The sequence below is a fragment of the Hyphobacterium sp. genome (genome assembly GCF_043584775.1).
In the GTDB taxonomy this organism is placed as follows: domain Bacteria; phylum Pseudomonadota; class Alphaproteobacteria; order Caulobacterales; family Maricaulaceae; genus Hyphobacterium.
Genome location: NZ_CP121327.1, coordinates 127,692 through 141,071, shown reverse-complemented (window position 1 = coordinate 141,071; position 13,380 = coordinate 127,692). Strand labels below are relative to the sequence as shown.

Below are 13,380 nucleotides of genomic sequence, written 5' to 3'. Positions count from 1 at the left end.
ACACTCCATTTCTTCTGAACGGTTTTGGGTCAGTTGACCGCTGTACGCACTGCAATGCTGGTCGAGCCGCGCGAAACGCTCCCGTTATCGGTCACCTCTACAAAAATCCGTCGTGTGGCCGGGCTGAAGCTGATCGGATTGGCCGAGACCGCAAAGACCGCAAAGCTGGAAGTTTCATTGTCGCCAAAGTTGCGCTGCACCGAAGCGGCACGCGGGGCAAGGCACTGGCCTGTTGCCGGATTTGTTTCGCAGATCGTCAGCGTCATGTCTGAAGCCTCAAGCCCGGCAATCCGCGGCCTGACGGTCAGTGTGCCAGCGCTTCCGACATTTGCCGTCGCCACCGCAAACGCTCCAGGTTGGTTGGTTCCATTCAGCGTGAGGATGCCATTCTGGTCCGGCGTGATCGCGATAGCGATCATGTCCGGCTGATCCGCAGCCTCGAAGGACAGGCGCAGAGAGTTGACGCCGACAATCACCGGAGCGGCGTCGCTATTCGCGCAATCGTATCGAAGGGTCAGGTCCAGCGATTCTCCGACGGCACCCGCAGCAGGACTGGCGGCGATGATGAAGGATCGCGAGGTGCCGGATGCAAGATCAAACAGGGCATTCGCCGTGCCGGTGACGGCATTGGTGGCCGGATCCGTCTCGGTATATTCAAACCCGCCGTCGAAAGGCTGAGCGGTTCTAATGGAGCAACCAAGCGCATCCTGAGCGCCGGCATTCAGAACCGTTGCAAAGGCCGTGGCAGGCGTTCCGGAACGAACTGACCGGCTGGCTGGAAGGACCGATGAGCGGACTCTGACATCCCCCGTCACTGTTTCATCGCCAACAATAAACATACGTTCCAGCGTCCGGTCTTCGAATCTTGCCCGGAACCGCCAACGACCGGTCGGCGCATTCGTCGGCAATTGGGCTCCGGCATACCAGTAAGTAAATGGCTGAAAGCCGGTCAGCGTCGTGCCCAGCGTCCAGCTCTGGAAGCTGGTGCCATCGGGCCGGAACACCTCGAGTTCAACCAGTTCGCCCGGGCGCTGATTGCGCAGATAGACAGCCCAATAGGCTTGCTGTCCGGGCTGGAACCGGTCGGCAAAATTCGGCTGGTCGGCGACGCAGGCCGATGAGAAGGACGATACAACCGGCGGCAAGGCATGGGTACGAATGGACAGGACGTCCGGGTCAAAATAGGCGGGCTGGTGACGCCATAGCGACGTTCCTCCACCGCAAGCCCCCGCGTTAGGGTCGATAACCTGGCCGCCACCCGGATTGTTGGCATCATAGATCTGCGTTTCGAAATGCAGATGCGGCGCTGTTGACGAGCCGGAACTCCCGACAATGCCGATGAAGTCGCCTTCCTCGATCCGAGTGCCAACTTCCGCATTCGTTAGAGACCCGGATTTCAAATGCCGGTAAACTCCGACCAGGCCATCGTCGTGCAGGATGACGACCAGATTGTCCTGATTTGCATTGGTACGGCACTGGCGGTCGAAATTGCCGTCGATCTCGAACAGAATTATGCCTGGAGCTGCCGCGACGACCTCGGCGTCCTGCTGATCCATCCGGTCCCACCAGAACGGAGCGGCAAGATAATCAATGCCGTTATGGCCATCATATGTGCGGGCACCGCAATCATAATCGCGTGTGGCTCCGCCCGCAGTATTGAGATCGACAAAATTGACAGTGGCGTGGATCTGCGAATCTTCAGCGCCGGCGGCAGCCCGCAACGGAAATCCGAGCGGAGCAGCGTTTTCCCGGGTAAAGGCGGCGGCGGCAGTCTCTGCCTGCTCTTGCAATCCAAGCTCTGAAATTGCGCGGTTAACTTCCAGACCAAGCGCCGTATCATCATGCGCCGGATGCAGCGGCGTATTCATCATCAGAGCGCCGCCGCCTGTGGTCATATCCTGAGCGGCGATTGCCGTTGAGAAGGCAAAGCAACCAAATGCACAGGTCATTGAAAGAAGTTTTTTCATCGGACTCTCCATACCGCGAGGGCGGCGTATCTTCAGGTTCAGATGGAGAGGTGCCCGGACCGGAGCATGCCTTCAAGCTACACTTCGCGAAGTGCTCAAAGCGAGCGTCAGGGTCTCAAAAAACGAGGTCAGGCGATAATTTTGCGTAATACCGGCGCTTGAAGCCGGCTGACCGGAACGCTGCCCCCGTCCTCGAGCTCGATTTCATAGCGGCTGCCCGGCGTCGATCTGAACGCGGCGATACGGTCCAAATTGACGATATGGGATTTATGCACCCGCATGAAGCGATCTGACAGCCGTTGCTCGAAAGCGCCCAGCGATTTGTCATGAAACAGGGTTTCGCCATCCACCATCGCGATCTGGCTGTATTTGTCATCGGCCGATATCGAGAGGATGTCCTCGACCGGGTAGGTGCGGACTTTGCCCGCGACCCGGAAAGAGACATATTTGAGAGCCGTTTGACCCGGTGGCGACGTCTGGGACAAGCGGTCGATGGCGGTAGACAGGCGCTGTTTGCTAAACGGCTTTGGAACGAAATCCACCACCCCGAATTCGAAAGCCTCAATGGCCCGGTCGGTATTCGCCGATACCACGATCGTTTGCGCAGCATAGCTCGAAAGATGGCGGATCAAGTCGAAACCATCTTCGCCCTTGAGGTTGAGATCGAGGAAAATGACATCGGCGGTATGTGTGTCCAGCCAGCCCAGCGCCGCGACAGTATCGGCAGCAAATTCAATCCGGCAGCCCGGCGGCAGGATGTCCTCACACATGCGTCCAAGGCGCTGCGCAATCAGCGGTTCGTCCTCGATAATCAGAACAGATGAGGGTGCTGTCAGACTAAAGCGAACTGGTCTCGGATTGACGGTAATTCGGTGAATTAGGCCGCAAGTTGCCGCCATTCGACCAACGCGTTTTCCCGGTTCTCCTTGAACCAGTTTCTGTCGTTGAGATGACGCTCGAGATTGAAGTGATTGTGGACGGAAGAATGGACGGCGACGAACTTTTGAAGACTTCGCATTCGCCTGAATCTGAGCATGGCCCGCTCTCTTCTACGGAACGGTAAGTGGCTGTTCTCAGCCCTGTTGTTGAGCCACCTCCCGACATCCTGTTTGCCCTCATTGCCAATCACTTTCATGGCCGCCCGATACGACTTTAGTCGATCAGTCACGACGACCTCTGGATTGCCATATCGCTTCATCGCCTTGCGCAGAAACTTCAACGCAGCATGGCGATCGCGGCGCTTTGTGACATAGGCTTCGAGGACCTCACCTTCGTGATCGACGGCGCGCCAGAGGTAGTGAGTGACCCCATTTATCTTCACGAAGACTTCGTCCAGATGCCATTGCCACTGGGGCCAGGCGCGAAGGCGATCCGTCCGCTTCCGGCGGATTTCACCTGCGAACATCGGCCCAAACCTATTCCACCAGAACCGCACCGTCTCATGGCAAATATCGATGCCGCGCTCATGGAGCAGGTCCTCGACGTTGCGCAACGACAATGGAAAACGGACATACATCATAACCGCTAGTCGAATGACCTCCGGCGATGTTTTGAAGTAGCGAAATGGGCTTTTCATCCATGCATTTTTACCGGCGAACCGATAACGGCGAGTTTCCTCTGACAGCACCACAGATTATGAGTCTGTTTTTCTCGTTGACTTTGACCCATGGCTACGCCTTGTGTGGTGGCCATGACGACCCGCCCCACATACGCACGGCGGTGAGGTCGGCATTCGAACCATTGAAGTGGTTACGAATATGGCCCCAAAAGTCAGCCCAACAACTCCCCTGCCGAAACCTCCAACGCCTTCGCTATCTTCTCAACCACGGTGATCGTCGGGTTTCGCACGCACCGCTCGACGGCTGAGATATATGTGCGGTGTAGCCCGGTGCGGTCGGCCAGCTCCTCTTGAGACCAGCTTTTCTCTTTTCGAAGGCGTACGATGTTGGCGGCGAGGCGTTGGCGAATATCCATGCCTGCAAGCGGACCGCGATGCAGCCGATTGATCTACAGACTATAAGTCTCATTTTCGCTTGACCTTTGTCGGCGGTTAAGGATTGCATTGAGACTCATAGAATACAATGATTGGAGATCAATATGCGCATTCTTATACCGGTTCTTGCTTTTACTCTGACCGCCTGTACCAGCGTTTCGCAATCAACGCGGCTTTCCACCGGACTTGAGGCCGTCGAGTTCAATTCAATCGCATCAGGCTATCTGCCGCGACCAACCTTCGTATCGCTCGAAATGATGAGTGATGGCCAGGAAGCCCTCGCCATCCAAATGGATCAAGTCGGCAACACGCGGTACGAGTATGGAATTGATGTCCATCATCAATTCCGGATGCTGCCCTCAGCTGTGCCTGAATATCTCACATTGCTCGATCAATATGATCGCTGGCGTGAGACCGCTATTGATCGCGGCGACGCCATCACACGCGAGATGGGTCGGGCACCGGCCTGGAATGGCGAACTCAAATTTGAGTTCCATTCAGGTAACGCGCAGCGCCACTATCTTTTGGTCTCATTCTGCGCAGTTGGCACCTGTCTGGATGACGAATCACTAGGCTTTGATTCGGTCAATGTCGGCCGGTTACGCCAGATATTGACCGATTGGCAGGCCGGTGAACTCCAGTCCCTGAACGTCGATGCGATCTACAATTGATCTGTTAGTTTTGGCCATAGACCGTTTGTTTTCGCGAAATCCAATGTAGGGGGACACGCCCCCTATATTGCTGTTCTCTATGAGATAATTGGTTTTCGTGGTACAAATTATCAACGAGTCGAATCTGTTGGAACTAGAACTATGCCAAGCTTCCCAGCTACCGCTATTGATGGCCTGCGAAAAATGCGCCCGCGCTATACCAGCGCCTCGGTTCATGAACAGGCCGAATCGAAACTCGAGGCGCAAAACTCCCTAGAAGCGGCGTCCAAAAAACTAATAGCCAACGAAATCGGAGAGCTTGTGAATCTGAGTTCGCAAGAGCTTGAATGCCATGTGGCTGACATTCTTGAGATACGACAACGTCATCGCCGAAATGTGATTTCGATGGATATGGTCGCCAGTTATGCAAGCGCTCGTCACATCATCAAATCAATCGTTAGCGCCTCACAAAACCTCGTCGAGACTTTCAGCGGCCTAGAACCAGAAACAATTGCCAATCTCTCACGCCACTTAGCCGCTGACTGGACCAATGACGGCACGATTAGTTCAGTTGAAGATGGCGTCGAGGTTTTGAGTTTTGCTGCTGAAAATCTGGCACGCTCACAGCCCTGCACCGCCGAGAGCCGTTCTGAACAATTGCTAGCAATCGCATCTGAAGCAATGAATTTTGTAGGCGCCACAAACGCGCTGGATCAACTTCAATCTGATCGCATTTTTAGGTCGTGGCTCAAGACAAGACCATCGACTGGCTGCCGCGAGAATGGTCTAGCAAGTCTGATTATATTTATTGAGCGCTATCATGATGCGGCGGCATCCGCATTGGTTTGCATTTCATCTAGCGGACCACACCCGCCTTTGGCGCGAGAGGAAACGGCAAGCTATCTGATCGCTGCCTATGAAGTGATAACTGGGCTACCAGCGACTCATACACCGCGGTCGGGCACTAAATATGACGGTGGCCCGCATTCGGCTGCGGCAGTTTTTGTCGCCGGTTTGATGATGGATTTCGAGATTGGACTGGATGTATCGACCAGGAAGTTGACCCCACAAAAAGCAGCCGGGCTAGTTCGAAAACGGCTGGAAATACGCCGTGATTGTCGCAAGCGTGGTCAGATAATTTGAATTTTGTGATCGCCAACTCGCAATAGTCGTATGAGTGGAAGGCTTCTTTTTCGTTTCAAAAGGAGCCTTTCATGCCTGTATCAAACATTCCGCAAATCGACATGGTGCCGCTCGGAGACCTGCGGGCGCGTGGATCGAACCCTCGCAAACACCCTCAAAAGCAGATCGAATTGATCGCTAAATCGATCCAGAATTTCGGATTTACGGCTCCGGTTCTGATTGATGAAGCCAATGGCATCGTTGCGGGTCATGCTCGCATCGAAGCGGCCAAATCGATTGGCATGGAGGCTGTGCCCGTCGTTCGCCTGGCCCACCTCTCAGAAGCTCAAATCCGTGCTTATGTGATTGCTGACAACAAGCTGGCTGAGCGCAGCGACTGGGACAGCGATCTCTTGCGTATCGAGTTGTCCGCCATCGCTGATCTGGACTTTGATTTGGGTGATCTTGGATTTGAGGCGCCCGAATTGGACATCCTGTTTGCTGATAATGTCGAGGATGATGATGATCCTCCGCAGATGGTTGATCGCGCCACAAAGGCGATCTCCCAGCCCGGCGACATCTGGCAAATTGGGCCTCACCGGCTTGGTGTCGGAGATATCCGTGATGAGAGCCTTCTGAACGCTCTCATGGACGGTCGCGAAGCACGGATGGTGCTAGTTGATCCGCCCTACAATGTGAAAATCGCGAGCCATGTGCAGGTTAAGCCGAAAACCGATCACGCCGAATTTGCCTTTGCCTCTGGCGAGATGTCGTCAGAGGAATTTGCGAGCTTCCTGTCCGACACCTTCAAGCCAATGCGTAACCATCTTGTCGACGGTGGCCTGTTTTATTCCTGGATGGACTGGCGCCATCTGCCTGAACTGAACCGTGCCGCGTTTTGTCTTGGAATGGACCAGATCAATCTGTGTGTCTGGTGCAAAACCAATGCGGGCATGGGCTCGCTTTATCGCAGTCAGCACGAGCTTTGCGTCGTCTTTAAGTGGGGCAACCAACCGCACATCAACAATGTCGAACTGGGAAAGCACGGCCGCAATCGCTCGAACGTCTGGGACCATGCTGGCATGACGAGTTTTGGGGCAGAGCGCGATGATGCCTTGAAGGATCACCCCACCGTCAAGCCGGTCAAACTCCTGGCCGACGCAATTCAGGATGTAACGCATCGCTCAGACATTATTCTCGATGGTTTTGCCGGATCGGGTTCAAGCCTGGTCGCAGCCCATCAGACTGACCGCATCGGGATCGGCGTAGAAATCGATCCTCACTACTGCGATGTGGCGCTTCGGCGTTTGTCGCAGACCACCGGCCTTCCGCCCATTCATTCCGCCACGAATGACACTTTTGAAACGCGCGCTAAAGCGCAAAACCAACAGGAGACGGCGAAATGAGTACGACCGGAAACAACCGAGCAATCGGATACGCAAACCCACCCAAAGCCCATCAGTTCAAGCCCGGACAGTCAGGCAATCCCAATGGCCGGCCGAAAGGCTCGCGTGGGCTGAAGCAGGTGGTCCGCACAGCGCTAGCTAATGAAGTCGATCTCATCGCGGGCGGAAAGGACGTGACGATGACCAAGCGCGAAATCATCGTTCACAGGCTGGTCCAGAAAGCGGCAAACGACGATTTTCGCGCCATTGGTCTGGTCCTCAATCTCGACCTCAAATTCGACATCGCAGAAGAGGCGCGCGACGCGTTGCATGACCCCGCCCAGCTTGAAGCCGAATACCGCGAAATCCTTGATCGCTATGTCGTCCAGTTGGGTGCCGACGAACAAGACGCACCGGCAGTTCGCAAATCTCGCAAGTCGAAGAAGGAGGCCGGTCATGAGGGATGATCTGCCGCTATCACAGCCGACGCCGCGACTGTTTGGCGCTCTGGTCCATTTGAAGTTTCGCGCCTTCTTGGCAGCGACGTTTAAGACGCTGGATCCAGGCCGGACATTCAGCGATGCACCCTATCTGCACATTCTGGCCGATCATGTCGAGCGTATCGAGCGTGGGCAAATGGCACGTAGCTATGTCAACGCACCGCCGCGCTGCGGCAAGTCGATTACGTTGACGGCGGCCCACATAGCCTGGCGTCTGGGCCGCAATCCACGCACGCGTATCATTCTGGCCTCCTACTCAATGGACCTCGCGATCGAACAGCTCAAGCGCGTTCGCCGGATCATGGAAGCCAAATGGTATCGCCAGGCTTTTCCCTACACCATTGCTGGCATCGGTCTGACAGACGGACTTATCTCGACCCAGCTGGGCGGATATGCGCGTGCCACATCGGTTGATGGTCTTTTGACGGGAACGGGCGGCGATCTCATCATCATGGACGACATCATCAAGGCTGACGACGCGCTTCGCCCCGAGGCCCGCGCCAAAACGCTTTCCTGGTTTCGGTCAACGGTTGCGACACGGCTCGATGATCCCAAGACTGGCGCCATCCTCCTGGTCATGCAGCGTCTGCATGAGCAGGACCTCACCGCCGAGCTGCGCGACACGGGGCGTTGGTCGGAGCTCAGCCTGTCGCTGACGGCTGACGTTCAGGAAAGCTACGAACTTCTCGACGGCCATATCATCGAGCGTCAGCCCGGTGATGTTCTGGACCCGGAGCGCATGACGGATGACTGGGTCGAGCTGCGCAAGGCCGAAATGGGTAGCTATCACTTTCTGGCCCAATGCCAGCAGCGCCCAACAGCTGACGGATTAGCCATTTTCAAACCAGAATGGTTCAAGCGCCGCAAGCGCATCCCAACTCAGGGGCAAATCACCATTTCGATCGACGCGGGCGTGAAAACCGGGCCTGAAAATGATTTCACCGTGCTCCAGGTTTGGAAAAGCCATAAGAACAGGTTTTACCTCATGGATGTGATCCGCGTGAAAGTGGAGATGCCCGGCCTGGTCAAATTGGTGCGCGACCAATGCCTCAAACACAGCTATTGCGAGTTGCTCGTCGAGGATGCGGCTAATGGATCGCCGCTCATCCAGACGCTTCGCGGCAATCTCAAAGGTGCTGATCTTATTTCAGTACGGCCCAAGGGCGATAAATTTTCCCGGGCTTTGGCCTGCATTGACATAGTTGAATCAGGTCGCGTCCACATCCCTGCGGATGCACCCTGGGTCAAAGATTTCGAGGACGAAGTACGCGTCTTTCCGGGTGGTCGAAATGATGATCAGGTTGATGCCATGAGCCAGTATCTGGGCCGCGAGCAAAGAAAGCCGGACACGGGCATTCCAGTCGCTCCCATCACGGTCACCGGCGATGACTAAATTGGTTGAGGCTTAGCCATCGACTTCCCAAATAGCCCGATCAGAAGGCCTACCTATCGCCAACTGACCATCACGCTCGACTTGTTGGCCGCGCCAAGCATGGGTGCGGCCCATGGAGTCCGACGAGACATTTCGCCGCTTGATGGCAGACGCGACCGGCAAGCTCGAAGACGCCGCCACGATTGCTGCTGATGGTCAGGCGCGCGGCCTTGATACTGGCGCCCGCACAAAACTGACCCATGACATTGAGCGCCTGGCGGCTGACGCTGGCGCGCTCGCCCGTGCGGCCCGATGCGTTCTCGAGGCCAACCCACCGAACGACTGATCAAAGCCAATGTTTGCGCTGGACTTCGCGGCCACACCAAGCGTTGGTCACATCCATGCCAGGCCCCAAGCGGGTCTCATGTCAGTAGGGGCAGGCGCACCGCCTGCCCTGACAACAGGAAAAGGCATACACCCATGACCAAGACAGCAACCCAAGCACAAACGACGCCCAAGCGCTCTGCACAGGCGAAGACCAAAACTGCCGCCAAGGCACCAAAACCAGTGACCAAGGCTGCCAAGGCCAAGGCATCCAGCCCACCCAGACGCCAGACCAAGCAGGCCCAATTCATTGCCTTGCTCAAGCGCAAGGACGGCGTGGATATCGCGACTTTGAGCAAGGCCCTCGGCTGGCAGGCCCACACGGTCCGCGCCGCCCTCTCCCGCCTCAAACAGGCCGGCTATACGCTGGATAAATTCTCGGACGGTTCGCCGCTGCGGACTTTCTACCGCATCGAGTCCGGCTCAGGCGAAGCGGGCAATGCCGCCAAGTCCCTGCCGCATGGCGCGGTGGCGGATAACCACAAGAGCGCGGCCTGATGGCGACTCGTACAACGTTCCGACGCAGCGCCGAAGAGGTTCGCGCCATTATCGCGGACCTCCCGGCCCGCTCACGCGAGAATCTGATCACGCTCTGGCGGCGCGAGCTCAAAGACCATCCTCCGCGCAAAATGAGCCGCGAGATGATGGTGCGCATCCTGGCCTGGGAGATGCAGGCTGCCATCTTCGGTGGTCTCAACGCGGCTACCCGCAAAAGACTGGAACGCATCGCATCGGGAGCAAGTCTTCGAACGCCCGCCCCAGCCGTAACGCCCGGCGCGCGTCTGGTGCGCGAATGGAATGGCGAGACCCATGTCGTTGATGCCGGCGAAGATGGCCACTTTGTCTGGAAGGAGACGCGCTACGCCTCCCTCTCGGCTGTCGCGCGCGCCATCACAGGCGCGCGCTGGTCAGGCCCGCGCTTCTTTGGGCTGGTGGCAAGAAAGGGGGACCATGCTTCCGGCAGCGTTCAAAATGGGGACGGCCACCCATGAGGGAGAAACGCCTCATCCGATGCGCGGTCTATACCCGCAAATCCTCCGAAGAGGGTCTCGATCAGGATTTCAATTCGCTCGATGCTCAATATGAAGCGTGCTGCGCCTATATCGCCAGTCAGCGCGGTGAGGGCTGGAAGCTCGTAAATTCCCGATATGATGATGGCGGCATCTCGGGCGGGACGCTCGAACGCCCCGGCCTTCAACGCTTGATGGACGACGTTGATGCCGGGCGTGTCGACATGATCGTCGTCTACAAGATCGACCGGCTCACCCGGTCACTCTCGGACTTCGCCCGTCTGGTGGATCGGCTCGATGCCCGCAACTGCTCCTTCGTCTCAGTGACGCAAGCCTTCAATACCTCCACCTCGATGGGGCGGCTGACCTTGAATGTCCTTCTCTCCTTTGCCCAGTTTGAACGCGAGGTCACCGGCGAGCGCATTCGCGACAAGATCGCCGCTTCGAAAAAGAAGGGCATGTGGATGGGGGGACGTGTCCCCATTGGCTATCGCTCAGAAGGACGATCACTCATCCTCCATGAGGAAGAAGCCCGTATCATCCGCCTGATCTACGAGCTCTACCGCAAGCATGACTGTCTGCGTGAGGTCGAGCTGGAACTCAGGTCAGATGACATCTGCACACCGACCCGGACCTATTCAAATGGACGGGTGACCGGTGGAACATGGTTTTCAAGGGGGCAGATCCACCGCATCCTGACCTCGCCGCTCTATGCCGGGCGCATCGCCCACAAGGACGAGGTTTTCGAGGGCCTGCATGAGGCCATCATCCCAGACGATGACTGGGCCGATATGCAAGCGCGCCTCGAAGCCAATGCCGGTGGCCGATTGCGGCGCCAGCCTGGCGATACCAAGCGCACGCCCATCCGCCATGCTTCACCGCTGGCTGGAAGGCTTTTTGATGAGACAGGCGACAGGCTCACACCCAGCCATGCCAACGCACGCGGCAAACGACTTCGCTACTATGTCTCGCGGCGGCTGATCACCAAAATGGGGGACACATCCCCACAAAGCCCAGGTTGGCGATTGCCTGCCTTGCCGCTGGAAAAGGCAGTGGGCCGCGCCATAGCAAACCATCTCGAACACTTGCAACGCAGTCATCGCCTGCTGACAACGCCCGATGTGGCACAGCTTCGCGCAATCGGATCTCGCCTCACACCCCTGATCGCAAGGCTGGAGGCGGGAAAGGCTGACACGCTCCGGGCTCTGGTAGGCCGTATCGACATCGAAACCGGACTATTTAGGGGGCACATCCCAATCAAGGCACTCAGCGATGCACTCAGTGTCGAGCCATCCAGAATCGACGCCAATAGCCTCACCTTCACCGCCCCCTTCACCATCAAGCGGCGCGGCATCGAAGCCAAAATCGTCTGCGGGACGACAAGTGCGAACGTTGATGAAGTGTTTGTACGGGGGCTGGCGCAATCCCATCACTATTTGAAGCGGGTTCGAGACGGAGAACTGGTCTCGAGTATCGCTCGCTCCAATGGGGGGACACAGCCCCCAATTCGGCACAGATTGAAGGTGGCTTTCATCTCGCCGCGCATCGTTGAAGCCGTTCTTGAAGGTCGCCAGCCCGCCGACCTGACCCTTGAGCGGCTCCTGCGAACACCGATTCCACATGATTGGGCCGACCAGGAGCGGCTGTTTGGCCTGAAAACACCCTCCTGACAGTACTGCATTTCCCTGCTCATTTCCCTGTTAATTTAGACACCCAACGAATGGGTCACCCAATGCTGGCTGAGAAATCGCGAGATTCAGCGTCCGAAACATGTCCGAAAATCGAAGAATTTCCCTGTAAATTCCCTGTAAACAGCCCAAACCGCTTCGCCAATACAGGCGGGCAGAGACCAGGCGCGAATTTCGCAGGCAATGGTGCAGATCATCCGGTCTCTGGATTTTCACTGCACGCTAAGCGCCGCAAACACGGGGGGATTCCCAGTGTGGATGTTTTTATCTTTGTATTTAAGGGTTTATGGCGGAGAGAGAGGGATTCGAACCCTCGAGACTCTTCCGAGCCTACACACTTTCCAGGCGTGCGCCTTCGACCACTCGGCCACCTCTCCGCTGGAAGGCGCGCACAATAGCCAAGCGGCCTTGCGGGTCAAGCGCAACAGGCCGCTAGAAGCGCCGGTAAATGCGCAAGCGCAGATATTGATCCCGCGCCGCGTCCGAGACGGCCATTTGCGCCCCCGCATACCAGCGCCACTGATCATTGAAAGCGCCACTGGCCACCGGTCCGACCGTATGGCGCTGGCGGTCAAATCCGGGCAGGCCGTCCGAGAGATTGCCATACCGGCTGAAGGCCTCCGCGCCGATGCGAAGGCCGTTATCCAGACGGTAGGTGAGTTGAGACCGCGAGCTGAAACGCAAGCCGTCTCCGGCATTGCTTCCGGCATCCCGATCGGCAATCAGAATGGCGCGCCCCCGCCAGCCACTCTCGAAATTCCATTGATGCGCCCAGTTCACCCCCAGCCGGTGCGGGCCGTTGCCTTCATTCAGCCGCGCATCAAAACGCAACCCGGCGGCATAGCCGGATTGTGTTTCCTCGCGATATTGCCAGAGCAATTCCGCCCGGGCGAAATCAAACCGGTTGCGCTCACCGGTCTCGGACGCAAGCTGGACTACACCGCGCAAGCGGAAACGGTCATCAAAGGCGTGCTGATAATGCAGGCGGGTTGAGAGCCCCCATTGCGACTCTGCCTCCAGCACACCGCCCGCACGCCACTCCCAGGACCGGTCACCGGCCTCGACTTCGGGACTGAAGACATTGCCGCCCTGCGCCCCGGCCGTGGCCGGCGCCAGACAGGTCAGGACCAGAGAGAAAAAGAAGACGCGCCATATCATGCGGTCACAATAGACGCCGGAGACCCGGATCTCGCGCCTTGGATACACCTCATCCCATCACGTATTCCGCCGCATTTTGTGATCAGACCCGGTCTGGCAGTCGGAAGCGGACGGCTTATCTAAGGAGCTCAATCTTGATCACAGGAGGCCG

At 57.2% G+C, this 13,380-nt stretch carries 14 protein-coding genes and 1 tRNA gene; 9 read left to right on the top strand and 6 right to left on the bottom strand.

What is annotated here, in order from left to right; all coding sequences use genetic code 11:
- Positions 1–29 precede the first annotated feature (29 nt).
- The 4 genes from P0D52_RS00760 to P0D52_RS00745 form a co-directional block, all read right to left on the bottom strand.
- Positions 30–1,967 (bottom strand): peptidoglycan DD-metalloendopeptidase family protein, encoded by a 1,938-nt coding sequence (locus P0D52_RS00760; RefSeq protein ID WP_394693545.1) that lies wholly within the window; start codon positions 1,965–1,967, stop codon positions 30–32.
- A 128-nt stretch (positions 1,968–2,095) separates the two neighbouring features.
- Complete coding sequence (locus P0D52_RS00755) at positions 2,096–2,866, bottom strand: LytR/AlgR family response regulator transcription factor (RefSeq protein WP_394693544.1); 771 nt, start codon at positions 2,864–2,866, stop codon at positions 2,096–2,098.
- On the bottom strand, positions 2,845–3,543 hold the full coding sequence (locus P0D52_RS00750) for an IS6 family transposase (protein ID WP_394693543.1): 699 nt from the start codon (positions 3,541–3,543) through the stop codon (positions 2,845–2,847). The genes P0D52_RS00755 and P0D52_RS00750 overlap by 22 nt, the downstream gene beginning before the upstream one ends.
- A 194-nt stretch (positions 3,544–3,737) precedes the next feature.
- Positions 3,738–3,941, bottom strand: a complete 204-nt coding sequence (locus tag P0D52_RS00745; protein WP_394693542.1) for a helix-turn-helix domain-containing protein — start codon at positions 3,939–3,941, stop codon at positions 3,738–3,740.
- A 111-nt stretch (positions 3,942–4,052) separates the two neighbouring features.
- Here P0D52_RS00745 and P0D52_RS00740 point away from each other — a divergent pair, with 111 nt between their 5' ends.
- From P0D52_RS00740 to P0D52_RS00700, 9 genes are all read left to right on the top strand, one after another.
- The gene (locus P0D52_RS00740) at positions 4,053–4,631 is read left to right on the top strand and encodes a hypothetical protein (protein WP_394693541.1); all 579 of its coding nucleotides are present in this window, start codon (positions 4,053–4,055) and stop codon (positions 4,629–4,631) included.
- 141 nt (positions 4,632–4,772) lie between these two features.
- Positions 4,773–5,753: a hypothetical protein gene (locus P0D52_RS00735; RefSeq protein ID WP_394693540.1), complete on the top strand. Its 981-nt coding sequence runs from the start codon at positions 4,773–4,775 to the stop codon at positions 5,751–5,753.
- 71 nt (positions 5,754–5,824) lie between these two features.
- Positions 5,825–7,138 carry a DNA methyltransferase gene (locus P0D52_RS00730; protein ID WP_394693539.1) on the top strand — a complete coding sequence of 438 codons (1,314 nt, stop codon included), beginning with the start codon at positions 5,825–5,827 and terminating at the stop codon, positions 7,136–7,138.
- Positions 7,135–7,584, top strand: coding sequence for a DUF5681 domain-containing protein (locus P0D52_RS00725; protein WP_394693538.1), 450 nt, complete (start codon positions 7,135–7,137; stop codon positions 7,582–7,584). Before P0D52_RS00730 ends, P0D52_RS00725 begins: the two co-directional genes overlap by 4 nt.
- Complete coding sequence (terL, locus tag P0D52_RS00720; RefSeq protein ID WP_394693537.1) at positions 7,574–9,010, top strand: phage terminase large subunit; 1,437 nt, start codon at positions 7,574–7,576, stop codon at positions 9,008–9,010. The genes P0D52_RS00725 and terL overlap by 11 nt, the downstream gene beginning before the upstream one ends.
- A gap of 112 nt (positions 9,011–9,122) precedes the next feature.
- A complete protein-coding gene (locus P0D52_RS00715; RefSeq protein WP_394693536.1) occupies positions 9,123–9,335 on the top strand; it encodes a hypothetical protein in 213 nt (70 codons plus the stop codon).
- A gap of 134 nt (positions 9,336–9,469) precedes the next feature.
- Positions 9,470–9,871, top strand: a complete 402-nt coding sequence (locus P0D52_RS00710) for a DUF3489 domain-containing protein (RefSeq protein ID WP_394693535.1) — start codon at positions 9,470–9,472, stop codon at positions 9,869–9,871.
- A complete protein-coding gene (locus P0D52_RS00705; protein WP_394693534.1) occupies positions 9,871–10,365 on the top strand; it encodes a DUF2924 domain-containing protein in 495 nt (164 codons plus the stop codon). Before P0D52_RS00710 ends, P0D52_RS00705 begins: the two co-directional genes overlap by 1 nt.
- Positions 10,362–12,053, top strand: a complete 1,692-nt coding sequence (locus P0D52_RS00700) for a recombinase family protein (protein WP_394693533.1) — start codon at positions 10,362–10,364, stop codon at positions 12,051–12,053. The genes P0D52_RS00705 and P0D52_RS00700 overlap by 4 nt, the downstream gene beginning before the upstream one ends.
- Positions 12,054–12,358: 305 nt before the next feature.
- On the opposite strand, the gene P0D52_RS00695 is transcribed toward P0D52_RS00700, so the two are convergent.
- Together P0D52_RS00695 and P0D52_RS00690 are read right to left on the bottom strand one after the other, a co-directional pair.
- Positions 12,359–12,448 (bottom strand) — tRNA-Ser (locus P0D52_RS00695).
- Positions 12,449–12,503: 55 nt separating this feature from the next.
- Entirely contained in the window at positions 12,504–13,229 is a 726-nt protein-coding gene (locus P0D52_RS00690; protein WP_394693532.1) for a hypothetical protein, read from the bottom strand.
- Positions 13,230–13,380: the final 151 nt, after the last annotated feature.

Bases quoted from the DNA above. Each gene is read 5' to 3' on its own strand.
- P0D52_RS00750 (WP_394693543.1), bottom strand. From the start codon at position 3,543: ATGAAAAGCCCATTTCGCTACTTCAAAACATCGCCGGAGGTCATTCGA.
- P0D52_RS00745 (WP_394693542.1), bottom strand. From the start codon at position 3,941: ATGGATATTCGCCAACGCCTCGCCGCCAACATCGTACGCCTTCGAAAA.
- P0D52_RS00690 (WP_394693532.1), bottom strand. From the start codon at position 13,229: ATGATATGGCGCGTCTTCTTTTTCTCTCTGGTCCTGACCTGTCTGGCG.
- terL (WP_394693537.1), top strand. From the start codon at position 7,574: ATGAGGGATGATCTGCCGCTATCACAGCCGACGCCGCGACTGTTTGGC.
- P0D52_RS00755 (WP_394693544.1), bottom strand. From the start codon at position 2,866: ATGGCGGCAACTTGCGGCCTAATTCACCGAATTACCGTCAATCCGAGA.
- P0D52_RS00760 (WP_394693545.1), bottom strand. From the start codon at position 1,967: ATGAAAAAACTTCTTTCAATGACCTGTGCATTTGGTTGCTTTGCCTTC.
- P0D52_RS00700 (WP_394693533.1), top strand. From the start codon at position 10,362: ATGAGGGAGAAACGCCTCATCCGATGCGCGGTCTATACCCGCAAATCC.
- P0D52_RS00710 (WP_394693535.1), top strand. From the start codon at position 9,470: ATGACCAAGACAGCAACCCAAGCACAAACGACGCCCAAGCGCTCTGCA.
- P0D52_RS00735 (WP_394693540.1), top strand. From the start codon at position 4,773: ATGCCAAGCTTCCCAGCTACCGCTATTGATGGCCTGCGAAAAATGCGC.
- P0D52_RS00715 (WP_394693536.1), top strand. From the start codon at position 9,123: ATGGAGTCCGACGAGACATTTCGCCGCTTGATGGCAGACGCGACCGGC.
- P0D52_RS00730 (WP_394693539.1), top strand. From the start codon at position 5,825: ATGCCTGTATCAAACATTCCGCAAATCGACATGGTGCCGCTCGGAGAC.
- P0D52_RS00705 (WP_394693534.1), top strand. From the start codon at position 9,871: ATGGCGACTCGTACAACGTTCCGACGCAGCGCCGAAGAGGTTCGCGCC.
- P0D52_RS00725 (WP_394693538.1), top strand. From the start codon at position 7,135: ATGAGTACGACCGGAAACAACCGAGCAATCGGATACGCAAACCCACCC.